22 protein-coding genes and 1 riboswitch are annotated in these 23,038 nt (G+C 67.1%); of the genes, 11 read left to right on the top strand and 11 right to left on the bottom strand.

The window, feature by feature from the left end:
* The first annotated feature begins 212 nt into the window (after window positions 1-212).
* The 3 genes from CFB39_RS09050 to CFB39_RS09035 all read left to right on the top strand — a co-directional run bounded on the left by CFB39_RS09050 (window position 213) and on the right by CFB39_RS09035 (window position 4,132).
* Entirely contained in the window at window positions 213-1,337 is a 1,125-nt protein-coding gene (locus CFB39_RS09050) for a porin (protein WP_089472796.1), read from the top strand.
* Between the two features lie 359 nt (window positions 1,338-1,696).
* Window positions 1,697-3,172 (top strand): group II intron reverse transcriptase/maturase, encoded by a 1,476-nt coding sequence (ltrA, locus tag CFB39_RS09040; RefSeq protein ID WP_373452724.1) that lies wholly within the window; start codon window positions 1,697-1,699, stop codon window positions 3,170-3,172.
* A gap of 255 nt (window positions 3,173-3,427) precedes the next feature.
* A complete protein-coding gene (locus CFB39_RS09035; RefSeq protein WP_089472794.1) occupies window positions 3,428-4,132 on the top strand; it encodes a glutathione binding-like protein in 705 nt (234 codons plus the stop codon).
* Window positions 4,133-4,432: 300 nt separating this feature from the next.
* Here CFB39_RS09035 and CFB39_RS09030 read toward each other — a convergent pair whose 3' ends face one another.
* Both CFB39_RS09030 and CFB39_RS09025 read right to left on the bottom strand, forming a co-directional pair.
* On the bottom strand, window positions 4,433-5,563 hold the full coding sequence (locus CFB39_RS09030) for a DUF4034 domain-containing protein (RefSeq protein WP_089472793.1): 1,131 nt from the start codon (window positions 5,561-5,563) through the stop codon (window positions 4,433-4,435).
* Window positions 5,564-5,942: 379 nt separating this feature from the next.
* The gene (locus CFB39_RS09025; protein WP_089472792.1) at window positions 5,943-6,458 is read right to left on the bottom strand and encodes a MarR family winged helix-turn-helix transcriptional regulator; all 516 of its coding nucleotides are present in this window, start codon (window positions 6,456-6,458) and stop codon (window positions 5,943-5,945) included.
* Between the two features lie 131 nt (window positions 6,459-6,589).
* Here CFB39_RS09025 and CFB39_RS09020 point away from each other — a divergent pair, with 131 nt between their 5' ends.
* Complete coding sequence (locus tag CFB39_RS09020; RefSeq protein WP_089472791.1) at window positions 6,590-7,768, top strand: MFS transporter; 1,179 nt, start codon at window positions 6,590-6,592, stop codon at window positions 7,766-7,768.
* Window positions 7,769-7,771: 3 nt separating this feature from the next.
* On the top strand, window positions 7,772-7,987 hold the full coding sequence (locus CFB39_RS09015) for a hypothetical protein (protein WP_089472790.1): 216 nt from the start codon (window positions 7,772-7,774) through the stop codon (window positions 7,985-7,987).
* Here CFB39_RS09015 and cobM read toward each other — a convergent pair whose 3' ends face one another.
* The 8 genes from cobM to CFB39_RS08975 all read right to left on the bottom strand — a co-directional run bounded on the left by cobM (window position 7,988) and on the right by CFB39_RS08975 (window position 14,879).
* On the bottom strand, window positions 7,988-8,716 hold the full coding sequence (gene cobM, locus CFB39_RS09010) for a precorrin-4 C(11)-methyltransferase (protein ID WP_089472789.1): 729 nt from the start codon (window positions 8,714-8,716) through the stop codon (window positions 7,988-7,990). It lies immediately after the preceding gene.
* 43 nt (window positions 8,717-8,759) lie between these two features.
* Window positions 8,760-9,491 carry a cobalt-precorrin-6A reductase gene (locus CFB39_RS09005; RefSeq protein ID WP_089472788.1) on the bottom strand — a complete coding sequence of 244 codons (732 nt, stop codon included), beginning with the start codon at window positions 9,489-9,491 and terminating at the stop codon, window positions 8,760-8,762.
* Complete coding sequence (locus CFB39_RS09000; protein ID WP_089472787.1) at window positions 9,488-10,576, bottom strand: cobalt-precorrin-5B (C(1))-methyltransferase; 1,089 nt, start codon at window positions 10,574-10,576, stop codon at window positions 9,488-9,490. The genes CFB39_RS09005 and CFB39_RS09000 overlap by 4 nt, the downstream gene beginning before the upstream one ends.
* A complete protein-coding gene (cbiE, locus tag CFB39_RS08995; protein WP_089472786.1) occupies window positions 10,576-11,829 on the bottom strand; it encodes a precorrin-6y C5,15-methyltransferase (decarboxylating) subunit CbiE in 1,254 nt (417 codons plus the stop codon). Before cbiE ends, CFB39_RS09000 begins: the two co-directional genes overlap by 1 nt.
* A gap of 307 nt (window positions 11,830-12,136) precedes the next feature.
* Window positions 12,137-12,784: a cation:proton antiporter gene (locus CFB39_RS08990; protein ID WP_179257656.1), complete on the bottom strand. Its 648-nt coding sequence runs from the start codon at window positions 12,782-12,784 to the stop codon at window positions 12,137-12,139.
* A 176-nt stretch (window positions 12,785-12,960) separates the two neighbouring features.
* Window positions 12,961-13,605: a peroxiredoxin-like family protein gene (locus CFB39_RS08985; RefSeq protein ID WP_089472785.1), complete on the bottom strand. Its 645-nt coding sequence runs from the start codon at window positions 13,603-13,605 to the stop codon at window positions 12,961-12,963.
* 22 nt (window positions 13,606-13,627) lie between these two features.
* Window positions 13,628-14,428: a hypothetical protein gene (locus tag CFB39_RS08980; RefSeq protein WP_089472784.1), complete on the bottom strand. Its 801-nt coding sequence runs from the start codon at window positions 14,426-14,428 to the stop codon at window positions 13,628-13,630.
* Between the two features lie 4 nt (window positions 14,429-14,432).
* On the bottom strand, window positions 14,433-14,879 hold the full coding sequence (locus CFB39_RS08975; protein WP_144030240.1) for a hypothetical protein: 447 nt from the start codon (window positions 14,877-14,879) through the stop codon (window positions 14,433-14,435).
* Between the two features lie 349 nt (window positions 14,880-15,228).
* Between CFB39_RS08975 and CFB39_RS08970 the strand changes: the two genes are divergently transcribed.
* From CFB39_RS08970 to cobJ, 5 genes are all read left to right on the top strand, one after another.
* On the top strand, window positions 15,229-15,750 hold the full coding sequence (locus CFB39_RS08970; RefSeq protein WP_089472782.1) for a MarR family winged helix-turn-helix transcriptional regulator: 522 nt from the start codon (window positions 15,229-15,231) through the stop codon (window positions 15,748-15,750).
* 116 nt (window positions 15,751-15,866) lie between these two features.
* Window positions 15,867-16,058: riboswitch (cobalamin riboswitch) on the top strand.
* 106 nt (window positions 16,059-16,164) lie between these two features.
* On the top strand, window positions 16,165-17,529 hold the full coding sequence (cobG, locus tag CFB39_RS08965; RefSeq protein ID WP_306426923.1) for a precorrin-3B synthase: 1,365 nt from the start codon (window positions 16,165-16,167) through the stop codon (window positions 17,527-17,529).
* Window positions 17,522-18,148, top strand: a complete 627-nt coding sequence (locus CFB39_RS08960) for a precorrin-8X methylmutase (RefSeq protein WP_046545711.1) — start codon at window positions 17,522-17,524, stop codon at window positions 18,146-18,148. The genes cobG and CFB39_RS08960 overlap by 8 nt, the downstream gene beginning before the upstream one ends.
* Window positions 18,145-18,879, top strand: coding sequence for a precorrin-2 C(20)-methyltransferase (locus CFB39_RS08955; protein WP_089425417.1), 735 nt, complete (start codon window positions 18,145-18,147; stop codon window positions 18,877-18,879). Before CFB39_RS08960 ends, CFB39_RS08955 begins: the two co-directional genes overlap by 4 nt.
* Window positions 18,876-20,597 carry a precorrin-3B C(17)-methyltransferase gene (gene cobJ, locus CFB39_RS08950; protein ID WP_089472780.1) on the top strand — a complete coding sequence of 574 codons (1,722 nt, stop codon included), beginning with the start codon at window positions 18,876-18,878 and terminating at the stop codon, window positions 20,595-20,597. Before CFB39_RS08955 ends, cobJ begins: the two co-directional genes overlap by 4 nt.
* 6 nt (window positions 20,598-20,603) lie before the next feature.
* Here cobJ and CFB39_RS08945 read toward each other — a convergent pair whose 3' ends face one another.
* The gene (locus tag CFB39_RS08945) at window positions 20,604-21,812 is read right to left on the bottom strand and encodes an MFS transporter (RefSeq protein WP_089472779.1); all 1,209 of its coding nucleotides are present in this window, start codon (window positions 21,810-21,812) and stop codon (window positions 20,604-20,606) included.
* 92 nt (window positions 21,813-21,904) lie between these two features.
* On the opposite strand from CFB39_RS08945, the gene CFB39_RS08940 reads away from it, so the two are divergent.
* Window positions 21,905-22,807 carry a LysR substrate-binding domain-containing protein gene (locus tag CFB39_RS08940; RefSeq protein WP_089472778.1) on the top strand — a complete coding sequence of 301 codons (903 nt, stop codon included), beginning with the start codon at window positions 21,905-21,907 and terminating at the stop codon, window positions 22,805-22,807.
* Window positions 22,808-23,038: the final 231 nt, after the last annotated feature.

Here is a 23,038-nt window from a genome sequence, read left to right as displayed (position 1 = left end):
CGGTTTCGCCAGTCGGGCGCATCGTCGCGCCCGCTTTCCTTCGATTCTCCGCAACCCTGCCCCCCGCGCATGGGGGGGAGCGGCCGCCCGCCGTTGCGTAGTCTTTCCGCACGGCTCAGGCGGGCGTCGCCTGTCACACCTTCCCGCTAGCCTCCCTGCTTCACCCGGACGGGCTCGACCCCGTCCGGTCCAATACGACCCTGGAGACTTCGATGAAGACGAAACTGGCCGCGCTCGCGGCGCTTGCCGGCTGTTCGGCGCTCGCGCATGCGCAATCCTCCGTCACGCTCTACGGCGTGATCGACTCGGGCCTGCTGTACCAGAGCACGTCGGCGGCGTCGTTCAGCCCGACCGCGCCGAACACGGGCAAGGTGTTCCGCATGAAGGACGGCGGCATCTACTCGAGCTTCTGGGGCATCAAGGGCAGCGAGGACATCGGCGGCGGCTACAAGGTCAACTTCAAGCTGCAGGGCTCGTTCGACAGCGGCAGCGGCAAGCTGCAGCTGAGCGATACGCCGGGCGCCGTCGCGATCTTCAACCAGGTCGCGTCGCTCGGCGTGTCGGGCCCGTTCGGCACGTTCACGGCCGGCCGCCAGATCGTGCCGATGATCTACGCGATGGCCGACACCGACGTGCGCAACGCGCAGTTCTTCGGCAGCGTGCTGATCGCGTGGCTCGGCCTGAACACGGCGGCCGGCTGGTCGGGAACGAGCACCAACGCAGCGATCGGCGCGCTGTACGACAGCAATGCGCTCGTCTACCAGTCGCCGACCTTCGCGGGTGCGTCGATCGCGCTCGAATACGCGCCGGGCGGCGTGGCCGGGCAGTTCCAGGGCGGCACGCGCGAGTCGGTCGTGCTCAGGTATGCGAACGACGGGCTGAACGCTTCGGCCGCCTACTACAACGGCCACGACACGAGCCCGGTGCCGGGCGTCGCGCCGACCGGCGTCGACAACAACCGTTTCATCTACGTCGGCGCGAAGTACACGATCCACGATTTCTCGGTGTCGGCGTCGTACGGCAACGGCCGGAATCCGTCGCATGCGGACAAGGTGAACCTCGACATGCTGTCGGCCGGCATCGGCTATCGCTTCACGCCCGCGCTGCAGGTGACGTCCGCGGTGTATTACCTGAAGGATCGCAACGTCTCGGCGAACAAGTCGACGGCGGTCGTGCTCGCGGCCGACTACAGCCTGTCGAAGCGGACGATGGTCTATGCGCAGGTCGGCCACGTGAACAACCGCGGCACGATGGACCAGATGCTCGTGTACGGGCAGCCGGTTGCGCCGGGCGTCGGCACGACGGCCGCGATGATCGGGCTGCGGCACAACTTCTGAGTGCGCCGGGAGACCGGCAAGGAGCAGGTGGTGCAAGTCCACTGCGATGAAGGCGTAGCGAACCACATTGGCCCCGAGCCGTGCGACGGCCGCCGCGAGGCGACCGGCGAAGCGTCGGTAGGGGAACGTGCGGGCCAGCCATTGAGCCGCGATAGTTGTGTTATTCCGGGTGCCGACGCGGTTCAGAACGCGGAAGGCAACACGAAGAGGTGCGCAAGCGCGAGTGCCTCGACGACCCGGCGTGGTCGGAGAACCTGGCACGTACGGACGCTCTTTGCGCGGGAACCGGGAGGTCTCTCGTTCGGCCAACTGCAGCATGGGTTGGTCCGCGTCGGGAAGGCGAGGAGCCGTAGCCGATGATGAACGGACGAGAGAAGTCAGACTCCGCCATAGTAGCGAGGAAGCCTGCGAACAACGCCGGGAAGCCGGCTGCGGAGTGGGTGGAGCCAAGGGCGGGGACCAAGAGGAGCACGGGTCAGTCGCACACGTGCCGGGCGCAGAACCGGGCAAGCGTGTCACAGGGGCTGGACCGTGTACGGCAGGCTGCAAGGCAGCGGAAGAAGGAACGGTTCACCGCGCTGCTGCACCACGTCACGATCGATCGCCTCAGGGCGTCGTTCTTTGCGCTCAAACGCAATGCGGCCCCTGGGGTGGACGGTTTGACCTGGCGGTACTACGAGGCAGGACTGGAAGACCACCTCCAGCGCCTGCACGCGCGAGTACACAGTGGAGCGTACCGGGCACTACCCGTACGGCGACAGTACATACCGAAGCCGGATGGCAAACAGCGCCCGCTGGGGATTGCCGCGCTGGAAGACAAGATCGTCCAGCGCGCGGTGGTCGAAGTGCTGAACGCGATCTACGAGGGGGACTTCCTCGGATTCTCGTACGGGTTCCGGCCCGGGCGCAGTCAGCACGATGCGTTGGACGCGTTGGCGACAGCGATCACCGGCACCCCGGTGAACTGGATTCTGGACACCGATCTCAAGAGCTTCTTTGATTCGGTCAGTCAGGAATGGCTGGTCCGTTTCATTGAGCACCGGATCGGCGACCAGCGCATCATCCGTCTTGTGCGTAAGTGGCTCAAGGCGGGCGTGCTGGAAGACGGAGAGCTAAGCGTGAGTGAGACAGGCACTCCGCAGGGATCAGTGGCCTCGCCACTGTCCGCGAACGTGTACCTACACTACGTCTTCGATCTCTGGGCCAATCGTTGGCGGCGGCGGGAAGCCAAGGGCAACGTCATCATTCTGCGATACGCAGATGATGTCGTGGTCGGCTTCGAGCACGAAGCCGACGCACGGCGCTTCTGGGATGCGATGCGTTCGAGGCTGGAGGAGTTCGCGCTTGCGCTTCACCCGGACAAGACGAGGCTGCTGGAGTTTGGTCGCTATGCAGCGGCAAATCGCCAACACCGCGGTCTTGGTCGGCCGGAGACCTTCGCCTTTCTAGGCTTCATCTTTATCTGCGGCAGATCGCGCCGTGGTGCCTTCCAGCTTCAGCGGAAGACCCGAGGCGATCGCATGCGGGCGAAGCTCAGGGGGATCAAGGAGGAACTACGGCGGCGTATGCATGAACCGATCCCAGTGCAAGGGAAATGGCTTGGGCAGGTGGTGCGCGGCTACTTCGCGTACCACGCGGTACCGACGAACTCGCGCGCACTTGGCGCGTTCCGTTACCACGTCGTGGATCTCTGGCGACGGGCGCTTCGACGCCGTAGCCAGAAGGATCACATGACGTGGACACGGGTCGAGCGGATCGCGGATGCCTGGCTACCCCAACCTCGAATCCTTCATCCGTGGCCCGACCGGCGCTTTGCCGTCAAACACTCAAGGTAGGAGCCCGGTGCCCGAATTGGGCACGCCGGGATCTGTGCGGGGGGTGTCCAGTAATGGGCATTCCTACCGCGATCGGTTGCCGGCGGCGCCTGGCGATGCCGCGGCGGTCGCGCGTGGCCACCGCCTGCATCGATCCGCGGGATCGGCTACAGTGGGCGTTTTCGGTGCGCTCCGCCCTGCCGTCTCGTCATCGACCGTGGCGCGTGCGGCGGCAGGAACGGGGCGCGGATCCTTCACTTCGACGAGCGACCCTCCATGTCCGACCTGTCCGCCTTCCCGATCACGCAAAAGTGGCCGGCCCAGCATCCCGACCGTCTCCAGCTCTACTCGCTGCCGACGCCGAACGGCGTCAAGGTGTCGATCATGCTCGAGGAAACCGGCCTGCCGTACGAGCCGCACCTCGTGCGCTTCGACACGAACGACCAGCTGTCGCCCGCGTTCCTGTCGCTGAACCCGAACAACAAGATCCCGGCGATCATCGATCCGAACGGCCCGGACGGCAAGCCGCTGCCGCTGTTCGAATCGGGCGCGATCCTGATCTATCTCGCGGACAAGACGGGCCGGCTGATCCCGAAGGATCTCGCGGGCCGCTACGAGACGATCCAGTGGGTGATGTTCCAGATGGGCGGCATCGGGCCGATGTTCGGCCAGGTCGGGTTCTTCCACAAGTTCGCCGGCCGTGACTACGAGGACAAGCGTCCGCGCGACCGCTACGTCGATGAGTCCAAGCGCCTGCTCGGCGTGCTCGACGCGCATCTCGCGAATCGCCAGTGGGTGATGGGCGATGCCTATACGATCGCCGACATCGCGATTTTCCCGTGGGTGCGGAACCTCGTTGGCTTCTATGAAGCGGGTGATCTCGTGGGCTTCAGCGAATTCCGGAACGTCAAGCGGGTGCTCGACGCGTTCGTTGCGCGTCCGGCTGTCGAGCGTGGGCTCAATATTCCGGCGCGAGGTTGACGGGCTAAGCGGTCGCACGCCGTGCGGGCCGCGGCCCGCGACTTGCACGCCCGCCGCATTGCGCGGCGGGCTTTTGAGGTTCATCTCAAATTCGCGGGGAGCGCCGGGAAGACCGACGGCTCTCGGCCACTTCCGTCCGTTCGCCTGAGCGCCCGGATCGGCACTCGAACGTCATGCCCGCTCGGGTAGCGAACCGCAGTCAGTCGATTGCCGCCTTCGCGCCGTCAGATCTTGCGGACAGTCGCATAGCGTCCGGTCCCGCGATCCGCGTATGACTGCTTCCGAGTGAGCAGCGTTTCACTATCCCTGCAACGCCCACGCAAGATTCTTTTCGGCATCCTTGTTACCTTGTTCTGCGGCGCGGCGAAACAACTTGATCGCACGCTCCTTGTCACGGGGCACTGAAATTCCGAACCAATAGAACTTGCCCAATTCATTTTCGGAGAAATCATCGCCCAGCTCGGCGGCCTTTTCGTAATCTTTAACAGCTCGTTCGGACTGTTTCATGCCTTGATAAATTGCGCCCCTTTTGGAAAGGGCGTAACTGTTATTCGGATTCATGCCGATCAGCTTCGACAAAGGTGCGACTGCTTGCTCGTACTTGTGCTCGTGGATGAGTACGTCGCTCATTTGTGTCAGCATGTCCGGGTCGTTTGGCATCAATGCGAGCGCCTGGGCGTAAGCCTTTTCCGCGCCGGGATCATCCTTGTCGCGATACATGACCCAGGCTTTATCTGCAATGACCATCGCGTCGAACTCTCGTAGCGTCGTTGCCGGTAGAGGGAACCGCCGACACTCGTCGACAAAGGCGGCCATCTGTTTAGGGCTCCCGCCCCATCTTGTCTGTATCGAGACGAGATAGGTGCGCCTGACCACTATGTTCCCCGGGTCCCTTTTGACGGACTCGTCGAGCAACTCGCGGCTTTCCTTGTTCGTACCGGTAAGACCCTTCCAGATCTCGATCTCCTGCATATATGACACGGTGGGCTTTGCAGTCAATCCAGTCGACTTCGAGAGGTCGCGCAGCGCCATGCTGTGATAGGCCCTCATTCCCGCGAACTGTCGATCGCTGGTGCTCCGGGCATATGCACTGCCGCGCCTGACCCATCCCAACGCCTCGTAGTACATTCCGCGCGCCAACAACGCCGCATAGGACCGCGGAAACTGCGCGACCCATTGGTCGAACTTCGGCTCCAGGTCTGGGTCGGCGAAGTAAAAGGCGCGGAATGCCTCGACTAACCGCTCGTCGCTGATCGAGCCGTGCTCATAGGCCTGCTGAACGGCGGTCATGGCATGGTCCAGCTCGGCAAACCGGCCTTCCTTGAGTATGGCGCGCCTCTGCGCCGCATCGGGATCAGTCGTCTCCGCCGTGCACGCGACAGCATGGAATGCGACACATATCCAGCAACAGAGCAAGATTCTTCGAATCATTTTAGGCGCCTGGTACCCGTGAATACTTCAGATCAATCGCAATCGCAGTGTCTGGGTATTTCCTGCAGTCAGTTTTACAAGTTATGTGCCATTTTCCCAGCCATGTATGTCGGCGAATTCACCTACTTTCGAAGTCCAATATCCAGATGCGCGTTTGCCGATCGAGTCCGGTTCGACTCCGATCGGCGGTCAAACATGACGCGCTGACCATGGGCGCCCCCGTCGACGCGTTTCGACATTGAAACGTTTTTTGCGCGCGCTCGAGAGCAGGATTTCGGAATCCATGACTGAACGTCCACGGTGCGATTCGTGCACGCACGAAAATTCAAGCAGAACCTCGTGGCCCACGACGTGCGTTTGCGTCACGCATACGGCGGCGCTACTTGCTGTCCGCCCCTTTCGACGCCCCATCTCCCAACCCCGCCAGCAACTTTCCCAGCAGTTCCGACAACTGCGCCTGTTCCGCATCCGACAGCACGGCCAGCAACTCCCGCTGGTTGTCGATATGCGCGACGACTGCCTCATCGATCAGCGCGCGGCCCGCATCCGTCAGCGCGACGAGCGTGCCGCGCCCGTCGGCCGGGTTTGGCCGGCGCTCCACCCACCCTGCCTTCTGCAACCGGTCGATGCGCGCGGTCATCCCGCCCGACGACATCATCAGCGCGTCGTACAGCGCCGTCGGCGTCAGCGCGAACGGCGCTCCGCCGCGCCGCAGCGTGGCCAGCACGTCGAATTCGCCCGGCTGCATCCCGTAGCGCGCGAACAGCGGATTGAGACGGTCGCGCGCGATCACGAGCGCCGCTTCCTGCAGCCGCCCCATCACCACCATCGACGACGCGTCGAGATCCGGACGCTCGGCGCGCCATTGCGCGAGCGCATGCGCGGCTCGATCCATTAACCCTCCTCGGCTCACCAGTTATCTTGACGTCGAGATAAATCCGCATTTATCTTGATGTCGAGATACTTTACATGAAAAGCGCGGCACCTCACCGGAGCGGGCCGCGCACCGATATCGAGGGCCTTGCAATGAATCGCTTCACTTCCCCCGGATGGCGGCTTGCCGCCATCGTCCTGGTCGGGCTGAACCTGCGGCCGGCGCTTGCCGCGGTCGGCCCGCTGCTCGACATGATCCAGCGCGCGACCGGCATCAGTGACGGCGCGGCGAGCCTGCTGACGACGATCCCGATCCTGCTGATGGGCCTCGGCGCACTGAGTGCGCGGCGCCTGCAGCGCCTGACCGGCATCGCGGGCGGCGTCTGGCTCGGCGTCGCGCTGATCGGGCTCGCCTGCGTGTCGCGCATCGGCGCGCAGCACGCGTGGCTGCTGCTCGCGAGCGCCTGCTGCGCGGGCGTCGGGATCGCGATGGTGCAGGCGCTGCTGCCCGGCTTCGTGAAGGCGCATTTCGCGGCGCGGATCGGCGGTGCGATGGGCGTCTACTCGACGTCGATCATGGGCGGCGCCGTGCTCGCGAGCGTCGTCGCGCCGTTCGCCGCGGCCCAGTGGGGCTGGCTCCCCGCGCTCGCGGGCTGGGCGCTGCCGGCCGGGGTGGCCGCGCTGGCATGGCCGCTGGCCAGTCGCGGCGGCGACGCGCTCGCCGCCGGGCCGACGTCGGCGTCGAACGCGCAACCGTCGCGCTCGCCGCGCGCGTGGCGGCTCGCGCTGTTCTTCGGCATCGCGACGGGCGCGTACACGCTCGTGCTCGCGTGGCTGCCGCCGTACTACATGCGGCTCGGCTGGTCGCCGACGGCGGCCGGCAGCCTGCTCGGCGGCGTGACGCTCGCGGAAGTCGTCGCGGGGCTGACGATCTCGGCGACGATCGACCGCCTGCCCGATCGCCGGCCCGCGCTGCATGCGGCGATCGCGTCGCTGTTCGTCGGCTTGCTGGTGATGCTGGCCGCACCCGAGGCGCTCGCGCTGCCGGCCGCGCTGCTGATGGGCGCGGGGATCGGCGCGCTGTTTCCGCTGTCGCTGATCGTCACCGTCGACCATGCGGCGACGCCGGCCGATGCCGCGTCGCTGACGGGGTTCGTGCAGGGCATCGGCTACCTGATCGCCGGGCTGTTTCCGTTCGCGGCCGGCGTCGTGCGCCAGCACCTCGCGGACCTGACGCCCGCATGGATCGCGATGGCCTGCCTGTGTGTCGCGCTGTTCGCGCTGGCGGCGGGGTTTGCGCCGAAGCGGGTGCTGCGCGCGGCGCGTGCGTAGCGCGTGTCCCGCACATGTTTTCCTGTCGCGATCGGATGTGGCGGTAGTCGTGCTCAACAGCTCAACCTGATCCCCGTCGTCGGCATCGCCGCGTCGATCCTGATCTCCGGCGAATCGGCGTCGCCGCTCTGCTTCGTCGGCGGTACGGTCACGATCGGCGCGGCGCGCGACACGCCCCTGCGTGAACGCCGTACCGAACCCGGGCCGGCCCGCGCGTGATCAGTCCGCGCTCGCGTACAGCGTCGAATCCGCGAACCCTTCGGCGTCCAGCACGCGCCCGATCAGGATCAGCGCGGTGCGCTCGATCTGCGTGCCCTGCACCTTGGCGACGATGTCGGCGAGCGTGCCGGTCACGCGTTCTTCGTCCGGCCAGCTCGCGCGATAGATCACCGCGACCGGGCAATCGGCGCCGTAATGCGGCAGCACTTCGTCGACGATACGGGCGAGATGGCGCACGCCGAGATGGATCGCGAGCGTCGCGCGGTGCGCGGCGAGCGCGCCGAGCGCTTCGCCTTCCGGCATCGTCGTCTTGCCCGCGAAGCGCGTGAGGATCACCGTCTGCGCGATGCCGGGCAGCGTCAGCTCGACGCCGAGCGTTGCCGCGCACGCGGCCGTGGCCGTGACGCCGGGCACGATTTCATACGGAATCCCGAGCGCTTTCAAGCGGCGAATCTGCTCGCCGATCGCACCGTACAGCGACGGGTCACCCGAATGCACGCGCGCGACGTCCTGCCCTTTCGCATACGCGTCGGCGAGCAACGCGACGATGGCGTCGAGGTCGAGTTCGGCGGTATTGACGACCTGCTCCGCACGATGGCCGTCGAGCACGGCCGCCGGCACGAGCGAGCCCGCATACAGGATCACCGGGCACGTGCGCACGAGGCGCTGGCCCTTCACCGTGATCAGCTCCGGGTCGCCGGGGCCCGCGCCGATGAAATACACCGTCATCGAAAAATCTCCGTCAATTCAAGGGATGACCGGCCGCGCGGCGTCATGCGCGCGCGGCCGGATCGAGCGCGTCGATGAGCGCCGTGGCCGAATCGAACGCGCGGTCGGCGTCGGGCAGCGGCGGCCGGCGCAGCATCACGACCGGCAGCCTGCGTTCGCGCGCGACATCGAGCTTGGCTTCGGTGGCCGCGCCGCCGCTGTTCTTGCTGACGACGACGTCGATGCCCATCAGCGCGAACAGCGCGCGCTCGCCGTCGAGCGTGAACGGCCCGCGCGCGGCGACGATCTGCGCATGCGCATTGCCGGGATGCGCGTCGAGGCAGCGCACGAGCCAGAACTGGTGCGGCGGGATCGCGTCGAGATGCGCGAGCGGTTCGCGGCCGAGCGTGAACAGCGGCCGCCTGAACGGCGCGAGCGCGGCCTCGATGCCGGCCCAGTCGTCGACCATGCGCCAGTCGTCGCCGGGTTGCGGCACCCACGGCGCGCGGCGCAGCGCCCACAGCGGCACGCCCGCTTCACGCGCCGCGGCGGCGGCATTCGCGCTGATTTGCGCCGCATACGGATGGGTCGCGTCAATCACGAGACCGATGCCGGCGTCGCGCAGATACGCGGCCAGGCCGGCCGCGCCACCGAAGCCGCCGACGCGCACGTCGCAGCGCAGGTCGTCGGGCACCTTGCCGAGGCCGGCCAGGCTGTACACGTGACGAGGCCCGAGCGCGCGCGCGATCTTCAGCGCATCGCCGGTGCCGCCGAGCAGCAGGATGCGCGTGTTCATCGCGCCTCCCCGACGAAGCGGCCCTGCCGGTCGATCGCGAACATCTCGACCGCGACCGACGGCGGCACGATGTCGCGCGCGACGCGCAACGCCTGTGCACAGACGAGATCGCCGAGCGGCACGCCGTCGGCGTGCGCGAGCTTCAGCGCTTCCTGGCTCGTGTTCGCGGCGCGCATCGCGGCCTGCAGCGTGTCGCTTGCGCCCGCTTCGGCCGCCCACTGCGCGAGCAGCGGAAGGTCGATGCTCGAATGGCGGCTGTGCAGGTCGAGATGACCGGCCGCGAGCTTGCTGAGCTTGCCGAAGCCGCCGCACATCGACAGCCGCGCGACCGGCGCGCGCCGCAGGTGCTTGAGCACCGCGCCCGCGAAATCACCCATCTCGATCAGCGCCATGTCGGGCAGTTGATAGTGCGCGCGCATCGCGTCCTCGCTCGCGTTGCCGGTGCACGCGGCAATGTGCGCGATGCCGTTCGCGCGGGCGACGTCGATGCCCTGGTGGATCGACGCGATATAGGCCGAACACGAGAACGGCCGCACGATGCCGGTCGTGCCGAGGATCGACAGCCCGCCGACGATGCCGAGGCGCGGGTTCATCGTCTTCAGCGCGAGCGCTTCGCCGCCTTCGACGCCGATCGTCACGTCGAAGCCGCCCGCATAGCCGTGCTCGGCCGCCAGCGCGTCCAGGTGCGTCGTCATCATCTGGCGCGGCACCGGGTTGATCGCCGGTTCGCCGACCGCCAGCGTCAGCCCCGCGCGCGTGACCGTGCCGACGCCCGGCCCCGCATGAAACCGCACGCCGGGCACCGCCGCGAGCGCGACGCGCGCGAAGATCAGCGCGCCGTGCGTGACGTCCGGATCGTCGCCGGCATCCTTGATCGTGCCGGCTTCCGCACCGTCGGCGGTCGCCCGGCAGAACTCGAGCCGCATCATCACGCGCTGCCCCTTCGGCAGCACGATCTCGACCGCGTCGTCCGCACTACCCGCGAGCAGCAGCCGCGCGGCGGCGAGCGACGTCGCGGTCGCGCAGCTGCCGGTCGTATAGCCGAAGCGTAGCGGCGCGGGCTGTTCGGGAGTCTCGTCGCGCATCACGCGTCCGTTGCGTTCGTCGTGGCCGGCGATGCGGACGTGTCGGCCGCGTCGGGCTTGCGCACGTCGTACAGCGTGACCGGCAACGGTTGTCGCCACGTATCGAAGCGGCCGAGCGGCTCGGCGTGGGCGAGCGACACGCGCGTGAGCGTGCCGCCGTGCGCTTCGCGCCAGGCGGCGAGCGTCATCTCGCCCTGCAGCGTGACCGCGTTCGCGACCAGCCGGCCGCCGGGCTTCAGCGTTGCCCAGCACGCGTCGAGCACGCCGGGCGCGGTCGCCCCGCCGCCGATGAAGATCGCGTCGGGCGCGGCGAGCCCCGCGAGCGCATCGGGCGCGCGGCCCGCGACGAGCTGCAGGCCCGGCACGCCGAGCGCGTCGCGGTTGTGCTCGATGAAGCGCTGCCGCTCCGCATGCGCTTCGATCGCGATCGCCTGGCATGACGGATGCGCGCGCATCCATTCGATGCCGATCGAGCCGCTGCCGGCGCCGACGTCCCACAGCAGCTCGCCGGGCGCGGGCGCGAGGCGCCCGAGCGTCATCGCGCGCAGGTCGCGCTTGGTGAGCTGGCCGTCGTGACGGTACGCATCGTCGGGCAGGCCGGGCGTGAGCGCGCGGCGCGGCGCGTCGGGGCCGGCCTGGCAGTCGAGCGCGACCAGGTTGAGCGCGGCAGTTTCGTCGATGCGCCAGTCTTGCGCGAGGCCGTCGAGACGACGCTCGAGCGGGCCGCCCAGATGTTCGAACACGCTGATGCGCGTCGGCCCGAAGCCGCGTGCGACGAGTTCGGCCGCGACGGCGGCCGGTGTGCGGCCGTCGGCGCTCAGCACGAACAGGCGGCGCCCGGGCAGCAGGTGACGCGCGAGCGTCGCCAGCGGCCGGCCGACGAGGGAGACCGCGCCGACCTCCTGCAGCGCCCAGCCGAGGCGCGCGGCCGCGAGCGACAGCGACGACGGCGCGGGCAGTACGCGCCATTCGTCGGGGGAAAGCTGGCGCGCGAGCGTGGCGCCGACGCCGAACAGCATCGGGTCGCCGCTCGCGAGCACGCAGACGGGCGACGCGCGCCGCGCCAGCACGCCCGCGAGGTCGAACGGCGACGGCCACGCTTCGCGCGCGGCCGGCAGCCGCGCGGGCAGCATGTCGAGATGCCGCTTCGCGCCGACGACGAGCGTCGCGTCGAGCAGCGCGCGCCGCGCACTGCGTCCGAGCCCCGCGTAACCGTCGTCGCCGATGCCCACTACCGTCAGCCACGCCGTCATGCACCCTTCCCCATCGTTCGATTTCCTACCGTTGCGCCAGGCGGCCGTTGAGCCGCCGCGCGTAGGTCCGCGTTGCGAAAAAGCGCATAGTACAGCCTTCCGGGGCGCATTTCACCCTTGCGCAGCAAGACGGCAAGCCATGCCCGGCCAGTATTTTTGGTCGAAAGCCCCAGTATGAAATTATCGGCGCGTTACGTGTCTGTACGCGTCCTCGCGAACCCGCAATCGGCGGCGCAAGGCGACAATTTTTCTGTCGAGATTTCCCTTGAAGTCGCGGCGCGATATGGGATGGCGCGCCGCGTAAGGGCTATCGTCCCGGTGATTCGGCCATAAGCTCCACCGGGGAGCAGGCCGCCGGCTGACCACTCGGTTCGCGCCGTTGGTCGTGCATCAGCCAACGAATGAGCGGTGTAGCGATAAAGGTACTTGCGATCGCCATGATGACCAGCATCGTGAACGTCTGCTTCGGAAGCACACCAAGGTCGTAGCCGATGTTCAACGCGATCAACTCCATGAGTGCCCGGGTATTCATCGAAACGCCAATCGCTGCCGCGCTACGCCGGGATTCCCCCATGAGCCGGCTGGCGATGTAGGTCCCACCGAATTTTGTGACGAACGCGAGCAGGGAGACCAAGCCGCAAATCACCCAATCGCGGGCCGTTTCCAGTGTGCCTACGTCTGTACGCAGTCCGGTGTACGCGAAAAAAACGGGGATGAAAAACACATGCACGAAGCCGCTCACCCGTTCGTTCCATTGCGCCACGAACGGTCTGTTCTCGTGCAGTGCAATGCCGATCACGAAGCCACCGATGATGGCGAAGATGCCCAGGTTGCTGGTGATCGAGGCCGACACGAGCAGCACCAATAGCACCCAGGATATTGTCCCGTTGAGCTGAGAGAGTCCCAGCCCCTTGAGGAAATGAGTCGTCAATTCAACGGTCGACTCGCCAACCATCGGTCGGTCGCGGTCATGCCTTCCTATCACTACCACCTCTACATCGAGCAATCGCTTTCGGAATTACATGGCTGCCAGATTTCCCGACACGCCAGAACCGATGATTGCGATTCTTTTCATGTATAAGAGTCCTTATTTTATTGGTGGCGATAGGGAAAGCACATAGCTAAGGTCGCTCAGAGTGTATTGAGAATCCGCACGATTTCAGACGGTTCCATGCGCTTCGTATAATCACTGTCGACAAACGCATAGGCGATGAGGCGATCCTGGCCAATGACGTAAGTTGCCGCGAGCGGAAGTTCGTAGCTGGCGTCGCCGTTGACGATCGGCAAATTGGCACCGAGCTGATGGTAGATGGGGCGCATCTCGGGGGAAAGGGAGAAGACCAGTCCGTATGCTCGCGCCATATTGTTGCCGACATCGCTCAAAACGGGGAACGTCGTTCTGACCGTCTTCACGGTCGCCGCCGTGGCAACTGGAGTTTGGGGCGAGATGGCAATCAGCGTGGCACCCGCCTCCTGGATCCGAGGCAGTTCACGCTGCAACGCCGCGAGCGTCAGGTTGCAAAACGGACACCATTGTCCCCGGTAGAAAGTCAGGACGACCGGGCCGTCCTTGAGGAGATCGTTCAGCCGCACGATACGGCCGTCAGCGTCGGGAAGCTCAAAGCTCGGCACACGGGTGCCCACCTTTAAAGCCTTTTGCGCAATGCCCGAAACCGCAAGCGCCTGGGATGCGCTGCTCATGGCTTGCAGCATATCGGACGGAATCTTGTCGACCATCGAGACCTTGAGTGCGTCGATATGTGACGAGAGTGACATAACTATCTCCTTGATAACGAGTTTACGCCGCGACCGCGCGACCTTTCTTCCGCAGAGTCCGCAGCGCTCTGCCGACGATGCGATCGGTGGCGGGATTGTTTTCGCACCGCCATCGTTCGCAAAGTTCAAGCACCCATTCGGGTGACGTCTTACTGGCGTCGTTAAGCCAGTTGGCAACGGAATCCTGAACGTATCGCGCCTCGTCAGCCTTCAATGCATCCAGCAAGGGCGCTGCAATTTCAGGGTTGGTTTTCAGACACGCAATGTGCTCGCTCCAGACGCCTCGTGGCCGGATACTCTCGACCGCAAATCGCCTGATATTGGCGTCCGACGCGCGTGTCCATTCGAGTAACAACACAACGGAGCGGTCGATCTCCGCGGCAAGGTAGGGCCGCATTGCCATCCACGCCCATTCACGTACGCCGAAATGCGCGTCTGCCGCAAACGGGCGAATGGCCTGCAGGCGGTCGCCGAGCGCCAGCGACATGTCGGCACGTACCACCGCAAAGGCAGTCCACGAGCGAACCGTGTCCGAGACATGGTGGCGAAGCCGGTCCAGTACGATCGAGGCTTGACGTTTTTTCATGTCCGACAGCGTCTCGCCAATAGCCAGCCCGATTTCAGCAATCTGGCGGCTGATACCCTTGTCGGAAACTCTCTCCTGCGCCGCAAGAACAGAGCCAAGTGCGTGATCGAGCCCGACGCCCGGCAGGACGGTAGCGACCAGTACGGCCTGGTCGACCGCGAGACATTCGGTCAAGTTCTTCGTTGCTTCGATACCGCTATCCAGTGCGGCTTTTCTCTCAGGTACCAAACGGACCATTGCGTCACTCCATGCGCGGTAGTTGGGTGATGCGATCGACGTGTCTGACCGGGGCGTCCCATCTTCCAACGACGGGTGAATCTTCGACGAGTGAAATGGTGCCGATCAAACGACCGGAGCGCATCGCAATGAAGGTTGTCGTGCCGGGAAGAATGTGGTGAGGCGAGAACATCAGACCCGATCGCGCTGGAAGCGCAATGCCTCGCGCAACGTACGACTCATGCACCAATCGAAAAGCCTGCTCGCGTTCGGCTAACGTCCCAGCAAGGCCAATCGTGATGCCCTCAAGCTCGGATTTCTCTATCACCCAGCGCCGCACCATCTCCTTGCGGTAAGCGCCGGCAGGAATCAAGCTGCGCACCAGGCTTCGTCGAAATTCAACGCGGTCTCTCAGAACACTTGTGTTGGCGGTGACTCGAGTTGCGCCCCGCTCTTTATTGAAATGCAACACCTAGCCCTCCTGGCTATTGGAAACCTCGTCCACCAGTCATCCACCGTAGTTCAGCGGACATCGTTGGTCGCAAACGAGCACGACTTACCTTCCTTTTTGATTGCCGCCTAACTGTAAGGCGTCTAACTATATTGTCGATGCCCATCTTCTTTGTCAAGAATTTGTAATCGTCGCGCGCAGCACACGTCCAGTGCGCCTCACTGCATTTTCGACGGAGTCGGACCCGCGAGCCCGCCTCCTTGTCCCTCGCGATGCGTGTCAATGTCGCGCCCTCCCGCCTCCCCACGTTGCTTGACCACGCTTTCCATGACCGATAAAGTTAGCTGCCATTTAATAAGGTACGGTACAAATTGCGATGGAACAGAAATACCTGGCGTTGCTGCAAGAAGCAGCTAGGCGCAATATTCCGAACCTGGGCGGGATTCGTTTGTGCTTCCAATTGCTCTCCTTGTCGTCGGATATCGACCGCGACTGTGCGTCGCTGCTCGCACCGCACGGCTTGTCTGAAGGCCGTTTCGTCATCCTGTTTCTGCTGGAAGCGGCGGGTGAAGGATTGGCTCCGAACGTCCTGGCCGAACAGGCCGGCGTGACGCGAGCAACGGTGACGGGACTGCTGGACGGGCTGGAAAAGGATTCACTGATCGAACGCACGGCAGATCCGACCGACCGTCGTGCGCTGCGTATTCGCCTGACGCGCAGAGGTAAGCAGCTTGCCAGGAAGATCTTCGATCAACACAGTCGCTGGATCGGGGGCTTGTTCGCCAATCTGAATATGTCAGAACGTGAACAACTCGCTGCGCTGCTCACCAAAGTTGCGGCGAACGTCGGCAGCGACACGCCGCCTCGCACGCTGCGCGAAGGTTGCGATTGACGGATGTCCGGCATGGCGCACGAATCCAAGACGAATTGGCTCGTATTTCCGTTGGGAGGCTGTCGCGAATTGACCGATGGCGCGAGCCGCTGAGCCACGCCCAAAATCGGGTATCCTACGGCCGTTCGTTCGCCGGTGCCCTTCGGGGCCGAAGAGGGAACACAGGGCGCGCCACGCGCCGCTGTGGCTGCCCCCGCAACTGTAGACAGCGAGCCGATCTCCCCCTCATGCCACTGGTTCCACCGGGAAGGCCGGGAGCCGGCGCCGACCTGTCAGCCAGGAGACCTGCCGGCCAGAAAGTGCGTGCGTGCCAGTCGGCGTCGGGCGGGGTGTACCGATGCGTTGGCCGCGGCCCGACACTGTCCCGGTACCCCGTTGAGTTCCGCCCCCGTTTCGATTCCTGCGTCGCCCGTCGTGCGCCCGTCGGCCTGTCCGGGGCTCGTGCGCGTGGTCGCGGCCGCCGACGGCGGGCTGTGCCGGATCAAGCTGCCGGGCGGCCGGCTCGATGCGCGCCAGGCGCGTGCGATCGCCGCGGCCGCGCGCGCCTTCGGCTCCGGCACGATCGACGCGACCAATCGCGCGAATCTCCAGCTGCGCGGCATTCGCGACGGCGCGGCCGACGCGCTGACGCGTGCGTTGCTCGACGCGGGTCTCGGCCCGCCCGTCGACGCCACCTCGAATGCAGCCGCCGATGCGGCGGTGCTCGCCGCGAGCGACGACGTGCGCAACGTGCTGCTCAGCCCGCTCGCCGGCCACGACCCTGACGCGCTCGTCGACAGCCGCGCGCTCGCCGCGCCGCTCTTCGACATGCTGGCGCGCGAGCCCCGCCGCGGCGAGCTGTCGCCGAAATTCTCGATCCAGCTCGACGGCGGCGAATCGGTTGCGGCGCTCGATCATCCTCACGACATCTGGCTGGCCGCCTGGCGTCGCGGCGACGGCGCGGTGCGCGTCGCGGCCGGGCTGGCCGGTTGTCCGCCGGTCGCGCACGATGACCCACCCGCTTCTGTCGATGTCGCGCCCGATCAAGCTGCTGCGCTGGTCCGCGCGCTGCTGCTCGCGTTCCTCGATCTCGCACCGGCCGACGTCACGCGGATGCGCGCGCTGCTCGCAACATGCGGCGAACGCGCGCTGCTCGAACGCGCGCAGCACTACCTGCCCTTCCCGCTTGTAGCCGATCCGGCGCTTGCCGGCTGGCGCCGCACGTGCACCGACCCGACGCTGCGTTTCGGCGTGCGCCCGTCGCTCGATGCGACGCGCTGCAACGTCGGCGCGCAATTCGTGCTTGGCCGGCTCGATGCCACCCAACTGGAGCGGCTCGCGGCGCTGGCCGAAACCGACGGCGACGGCACGCTGTCGATGACGCCATGGCAAGGCGTGTTCTTGCATGACGTCTCGCGCGAACGCGCACCGGCCACGCTCGATGCGCTCGCGTCGCTTGGCCTCGTCTGCGCGTCGTCGGACCCGCTGGCGACGCTCGTCGCGTGCACCGGCAGCGCGGGCTGCGCGAAGGCGCGCGCCGACACGAAGCACGACGCACGCGCACTCGCCGCCCGCATCGGCCATGCAGTCGACGTGCACCTGACCGGCTGCGAGCGCCACTGCGCGCTGCCGCATCCCGCGACGCACACGCTCGTCGCGGTTGCGCCCGCGCACTACGACCTTTACCGGCGCGACGCCGCCGCGGGCCTTGGCGCCCCGCTCGCGCGCCATCTGACGATTGACCAGGCCGCGGCCCGACTGACGGGCGCGCGGCACAGCCAGGACACCACCGATGCTTGACTACATTCGCGACGGGCAGGAAATCTACCGCCAGTCGTTCGCGACGATCCGCGCCGAGGCCGACCTGTCGCAGGTTCCGCCCGACCTCGAGAAACTCGCGGTGCGCGTGATCCATGCGTGCGGGATGGTCGACGTCGTCTACGACCTGCGCTTCTCGGCCGGCGCCGGCACGGCGGGCCGCACGGCGCTCGCCGCCGGCGCGCCGATCCTGTGCGATGCGCGGATGGTCGCCGAAGGCATTACGCGTGCGCGGCTGCCTGCCGACAACCGCGTGATCTGCACGCTCGGCGAGCCCGAGGTGCCCGATCTCGCGCGGCATCTCGGCAACACGCGTTCGGCCGCCGCGCTCGAGCTGTGGCGTCCGCATCTCGCGGGCAGCGTCGTCGTGATCGGCAATGCGCCGACCGCGCTGTTCCATCTGCTCGACATGATCGACGCCGGCGCGCCGCGCCCCGCGCTGATCCTCGGTTTCCCGGTCGGCTTCATCGGCGCGGCCGAATCGAAGGCGCTGCTCGACGCCGACAGCCGCGGCGTGCCGTACGTCGCCCTGCTCGGCCGGCGCGGCGGCAGCGCGATGGCGGCGGCGGCGGTCAACGCACTCGCGACGGAGGTCGAATGACAACCGCGCGCGGACGCCTGTTCGGGGTCGGTGTCGGCCCCGGCGATCCCGAACTGATGACGATCAAGGCGCTGCGCGTGCTGCAGGCCGCGCCGGTGGTCGCGTATTTCGTCGCGAAGGGCAAGAAAGGCAATGCGTACGGCATCGTCGAAGCGCACCTCCAGGACGCGCAGACGCAGCTGCCGCTCGTCTATCCGGTGACGACCGAGGCCTTGCCGCCGCCGCTGTGCTACGAGACGGTGATCGCCGACTTCTACGACACGGCCGCCGAGATCGTTGCCGCGCACCTCGACGCGGGGCGCGACGTCGCGGTGATTTGCGAAGGCGACCCGTTCTTCTACGGCTCGTACATGTACCTGCACGACCGCCTCGCGCCGCGCTACGACACCGAGGTGATTCCGGGCGTGTGCGCGATGCTCGGGGGCACCGCGGTGCTCGGCCAACCGCTCGTCTACCGCAACCAGAGCCTGTCGGTGCTGTCGGGCGTGCTGCCCGAGCACGAACTGCGCGAGCGGCTCGCGCGGGCCGACGCGGCCGTCGTGATGAAGCTCGGGCGCAATTTCGACAAGGTGCGGCGCGTGCTCGACGAGCTGGGGCTCGCGAAGCGCGCGCTGTATGTCGAGCGCGCGACGATGGCGAGCCAGCGCATCGTGCCGCTCGACGAAGTCGACCCGATGGCGTCGCCGTATTTTTCGCTGCTCGTCGTGCCGGGGGAAAAATGGCAAGGATGACGACTCCGCCCGCGATCGTGATTCTCGGCGCGGGCGCGCTCGATACCGCGCGGCGCATCCAGGCGCGTTATCCGGGGGCGCTCGTGCATGGCCTCGCATCGCGTGTCGCGGCCGACGTGCCGTTCGACGATCTCGGCGCGCACCTGCGTGGACTCTATGCGCGCGGCCTGCCGATCGTCGCGCTGTGCGCGGCCGGCATCGTGATCCGCTGCCTTGCCGCCTCGCTCGCCGACAAGGGCGTCGAGCCGCCGGTGCTCGCGGTGGCGGAAGATGGCTCGGCGGTCGTGCCGCTGCTCGGCGGGCTGACGGGTGTCAACGTGATCGCGCGGGAAATCGCCGCATGCGTCGGCGTTGCGCCGGCGATCACGACGAGCGGCGAACTGCGTTTCGGCGCGTGCGTGCTCAATCCGCCGGAAGGCTATGCGCTCGCCGATCTCGGCCAGGGCAAGCGCTTCGTGTCCGATCTGCTCGCGGGCGCGTCGACGCGCATCGACGGCGCGGCGCCGTGGCTCGACGATGTCGCGCTGCCGCGCGACGAAGCCGCCGCGCATGCGATCCGCGTGACTCCCGACGCATGGCGCGGTACGCGCGACGAACTGGTGATTCATCCACGCAGCGTGGTGGTCGGCATCGATGCGCAGGCTATCCACGCGGATGAAGCGCTTGCCGCACGCATTGATGCAGCACTCGATTCGCAAGGTCTCGCACGACTGGCGCTCGCGGCCATCGTGGCGCCCGCATCGGCAATCGGTGATGCCGTGCTGGAAGAAGCGGCGCATACGCTCGACGTGCCGCTGCGCTTCGTTGATACCGATACCGACGCTGACGCTGACGCGACAGATGATGCGGCCACCCTGCTCGGCCGTGCGTTGCGCGTCGCGCACACGCTGCGCGCCACGACGGACGGCATCGCATGCGCGGTCGCGTCGCATCCGGTCGATCCCGCCACGCTCGGCCATGCACGTGGCCGGCTGACGGTGCTCGGCCTCGGCCCGGGCGGCGCCGAGTGGCTCACGCCGGCCGCGCGCGCCGCGCTCGCGGACGCGACCGACATCCTCGGCTACACGACCTACGTGAACATGGCCGGCCCGTTCCGCGACGACCAGCGCGTGCACGGCACCGACAATCGCGAGGAGATGCAGCGCGCCCGCCATGCGTTCGAGCTTGCGGCCGAAGGCCGGCGCGTCGCGGTCGTGTCGTCGGGCGACCCGGGCGTGTTCGCGATGGCCGCGGCCGTGCTCGAAGCGCTCGACGAAGCGCGCGATCCGCACTGGGCCGCGGTCGACCTGCGCGTGGAACCCGGCATCTCGGCGTCGCTCGCGACGGCCGCGCAGGCCGGTGCGCCGCTCGGTCACGACTTCTGCGCGATTTCGCTGTCGGACAACCTGAAGCCGTGGGATGTGATCGAGACGCGCCTGCGGCACGCGGCGCAGGCCGATCTGGTGATGGCGTTCTACAACCCGATCTCGCGTGCACGGCCGTGGCAGCTCGATCGTGCGCTCGATACCGTGCGCGCGCACCGCAGCGCCGAGACGGTGGTCGTGCTCGGCCGCGACATCGGCCGGCCGGGCGCGACGCTCACGACGACGACGCTCGGCGCGTTGCGCAGCGACCAGGTCGACATGCGCACGATGGTGATCCTCGGCTCGTCGACGACGCGGCGCTTCGCAATCGGCAATACACGCGAGTGGGTCTATACGCCGCGCTGGTATCGCTGAAGCCGGTCAGCGCGACGGTGTGACGCCGCGTGCGTCGGCCTGCGCGGGGCCGGCTGTGCCGTCGGCATGCCAGAACCGGTACACGAGCACGCCGACGATGGCCTGCGCCGCGACCACGAACGCGACGCAGCCGGCCCATCCCCACCGATGCCAGCCGGGCACCGGCAGGATCGAGCCGAGGCTGCCGCCGAAGTAATAGCAGGACAGGTAGATGCCGATCGCCGTCGAGCGCGCGCTCGACGCCGCCTGCGAGATGAACGTATTGGCCGATGCCTGTTCGACGAACACGGCGGTCGAGCTGAGTGCGAGGCCGGCCAGGATCACCGGCACGTGGTCGGACAGCGTGAGCAGCGCCCCGCCGATCGCGAGCGCGGCCGCGGCAAGCCCCGGCGCGCGCGGGCCGCGATGCCGCGCGAGGCGTCCTGCCAGCGGCGTCACGACCACCGCCACCAGAAACACCGCATAGATCGCTCCGATCCCGACCGTGCCGAAGTTGAACGGCGCGCGGGCCAGGCGCAGGCCGACGAACGTGAACGTCGCGACCTGCGACGCGAGCACGCATGCGCCGATCGCGAACGATGCAAGCAGCGGGCCGCGCGTGACGATGCGCCAGGACGGCCCCGCGCCGCTATCCGCAACGTGCTCGACGCGCCGCGCGATCGCGCCGGACGCCGGCAGGCTCGCGTAGATCGCGACGCCCGTGACGAGACACAGCGCCGCGACGACGTCGAGCGCATGCCGCCAGCCCCAGATCGACGTCATCAGGTTGGTCGCGAAGCGGCCGGCGAAACCGCCTAGCGTCGTGCCGGCGACGAACAGCGCGCTGATCTCGGCGGAGGTGCCACGATCGAAGCGCTCGGCGATATAGGCGATCGACAGCGCGAAAATGAAGGGCATGACGAGACCGGCCGCAAAGCGCGCGCCGAGGAACGACGCGAAACTGCCCGCCTGCGCGGACCACACGACCGGCAGCGCGACAGCCACCGCCGCGAGCGAGATCGCGACGCGCCGCTCGATGCGCGCGGCCAGCACGCCGACGAACGGCGCGATAATGGCGACGGCCGTCGTGGTGGCGCTCACGCCCTGCCCCGCGCGCTCCGCGCTGACACCGAAGGTGGCCGCGAGTTCGTGCAGGATGCCCTGCGTCGAATACAGATTGAGAAACGCGGCGAAGCCGCAGAGAAAGAACGCGATGCGCGTGGTCCTGTCGTTCATCGGAGCGGCCTGTGTCGATACCGACAGTCTGACGAGCGCGCCGCGTGCACGCCAATACCGTTTTCATCGCGATTGATACCGGAACGACAACAATGCTCGACCTGCGCCGCCTCCGCTATTTCGTGGTCGTCGCCGACGAACTGCACTTCGGCCGCGCGGCGTTGCGCCTGCGGGTCGCGCAGCCGCCGCTGACGCGTCATATCGCTGCACTCGAGAGCGAGCTCGGCGTCCGGCTGTTCGAGCGTTCGACGCGCGCGGTGCGGCTGACGCCGGAAGGCGCCGCGTTCCTCGACCATGCACGCCACGTCGTCAGCGCAGCCGCCGAGGCCGAGGCGAGCGCGCGCAAGATCGCGCAGGGCATCGCCGGGCGGATCGTGATCGGCTATGCGAGCTCGATTCCGATGTCCGACACGTTCCCGGACGTGATCCGCGTCGCGAGCCGGACGATGCCCGACGTCGAGCTGGCGTTCCGCGAGGCGGCGACCGCGAGCCAGCGCCAGCAGATCGCGGACGGCACGATGGACATCGGTTTCGGCTGGGCGTGGCACGGTGCGCCCGGCGTGCCGGTGGCATCGCTCGTCGTGTCGCGCGAACCGCTCGTCGCGGCCGTGCCGGCCGGCGATCCGCTCGCGAGCCGTGCGAGCGTCGACGTCGCGGCGCTTGCGCACGCAACCTTCGTCACCTTTCCGCCCGGTTACGGCTCGGCATTGACCGCGGCACTGGACGACCTGTGCGCGCAAGCCGGATTCACGCCGCGGATCGGCGCGACCGCCGCACAGATCACGACGCTCGTGTCGCTGGTGGCCGCCGAGCGCGGCATCGCGATCGTGCCGGGTTTCACGGCCACGCTGCAGCGTCCGGGCGTCGTCTACGTGCCGCTCGCCGGCACGCGCGCGGTCGAGCAGATCGTGTCGTGGAACGAGCCGTTCGCGTCGGCGTGCGTCGAGCGCTTCGTCGCACTGGCGCGCTCGCTCGTCCAGCCGCCATCGGCTTGAAGCGCGACGAGCGACACGCGTCGTGCCTCACCCGGTCGATCGGAAAAATCACCCGCGTCACGCATGCCGGAACTGTGTCGAATCGGCAAGATCGTTACGTATCGGGAATCAAATAACAAAAAGAACTCCTGACTATTCACTATTCGACGCGAATCCTCCAAGATGGGCACGCCGTCGGCCGGGCCTGCCCGGTCGCCCGACCGGCGGCGATACGCGGGCCAGCGTATCCCT

This window comes from Burkholderia sp. AU6039 (assembly GCF_002223365.1).
GTDB lineage: Bacteria > Pseudomonadota > Gammaproteobacteria > Burkholderiales > Burkholderiaceae > Burkholderia.
This window is presented reverse-complemented; position numbering and strand designations above follow the sequence as displayed.

Excerpts from the sequence above, each read along its gene's own strand:
- CFB39_RS09035 (WP_089472794.1), top strand. The coding sequence starts at position 3,428 with ATGTCCGACCTGTCCGCCTTCCCGATCACGCAAAAGTGGCCGGCCCAG.
- CFB39_RS09005 (WP_089472788.1), bottom strand. The coding sequence starts at position 9,491 with ATGAACACGCGCATCCTGCTGCTCGGCGGCACCGGCGATGCGCTGAAG.
- cobM (WP_089472789.1), bottom strand. The coding sequence starts at position 8,716 with ATGACGGTGTATTTCATCGGCGCGGGCCCCGGCGACCCGGAGCTGATC.
- CFB39_RS09050 (WP_089472796.1), top strand. The coding sequence starts at position 213 with ATGAAGACGAAACTGGCCGCGCTCGCGGCGCTTGCCGGCTGTTCGGCG.
- CFB39_RS09025 (WP_089472792.1), bottom strand. The coding sequence starts at position 6,458 with ATGGATCGAGCCGCGCATGCGCTCGCGCAATGGCGCGCCGAGCGTCCG.
- CFB39_RS09000 (WP_089472787.1), bottom strand. The coding sequence starts at position 10,576 with ATGCGCGACGAGACTCCCGAACAGCCCGCGCCGCTACGCTTCGGCTAT.
- ltrA (WP_373452724.1), top strand. The coding sequence starts at position 1,697 with ATGAACGGACGAGAGAAGTCAGACTCCGCCATAGTAGCGAGGAAGCCT.
- CFB39_RS08940 (WP_089472778.1), top strand. The coding sequence starts at position 21,905 with ATGCTCGACCTGCGCCGCCTCCGCTATTTCGTGGTCGTCGCCGACGAA.
- CFB39_RS08990 (WP_179257656.1), bottom strand. The coding sequence starts at position 12,784 with ATGGTTGGCGAGTCGACCGTTGAATTGACGACTCATTTCCTCAAGGGG.
- CFB39_RS08960 (WP_046545711.1), top strand. The coding sequence starts at position 17,522 with ATGCTTGACTACATTCGCGACGGGCAGGAAATCTACCGCCAGTCGTTC.
- CFB39_RS09030 (WP_089472793.1), bottom strand. The coding sequence starts at position 5,563 with ATGATTCGAAGAATCTTGCTCTGTTGCTGGATATGTGTCGCATTCCAT.
- CFB39_RS08980 (WP_089472784.1), bottom strand. The coding sequence starts at position 14,428 with ATGGTCCGTTTGGTACCTGAGAGAAAAGCCGCACTGGATAGCGGTATC.
- cbiE (WP_089472786.1), bottom strand. The coding sequence starts at position 11,829 with ATGACGGCGTGGCTGACGGTAGTGGGCATCGGCGACGACGGTTACGCG.
- CFB39_RS08955 (WP_089425417.1), top strand. The coding sequence starts at position 18,145 with ATGACAACCGCGCGCGGACGCCTGTTCGGGGTCGGTGTCGGCCCCGGC.
- CFB39_RS09020 (WP_089472791.1), top strand. The coding sequence starts at position 6,590 with ATGAATCGCTTCACTTCCCCCGGATGGCGGCTTGCCGCCATCGTCCTG.
- cobJ (WP_089472780.1), top strand. The coding sequence starts at position 18,876 with ATGACGACTCCGCCCGCGATCGTGATTCTCGGCGCGGGCGCGCTCGAT.
- CFB39_RS08985 (WP_089472785.1), bottom strand. The coding sequence starts at position 13,605 with ATGTCACTCTCGTCACATATCGACGCACTCAAGGTCTCGATGGTCGAC.
- CFB39_RS08945 (WP_089472779.1), bottom strand. The coding sequence starts at position 21,812 with ATGAACGACAGGACCACGCGCATCGCGTTCTTTCTCTGCGGCTTCGCC.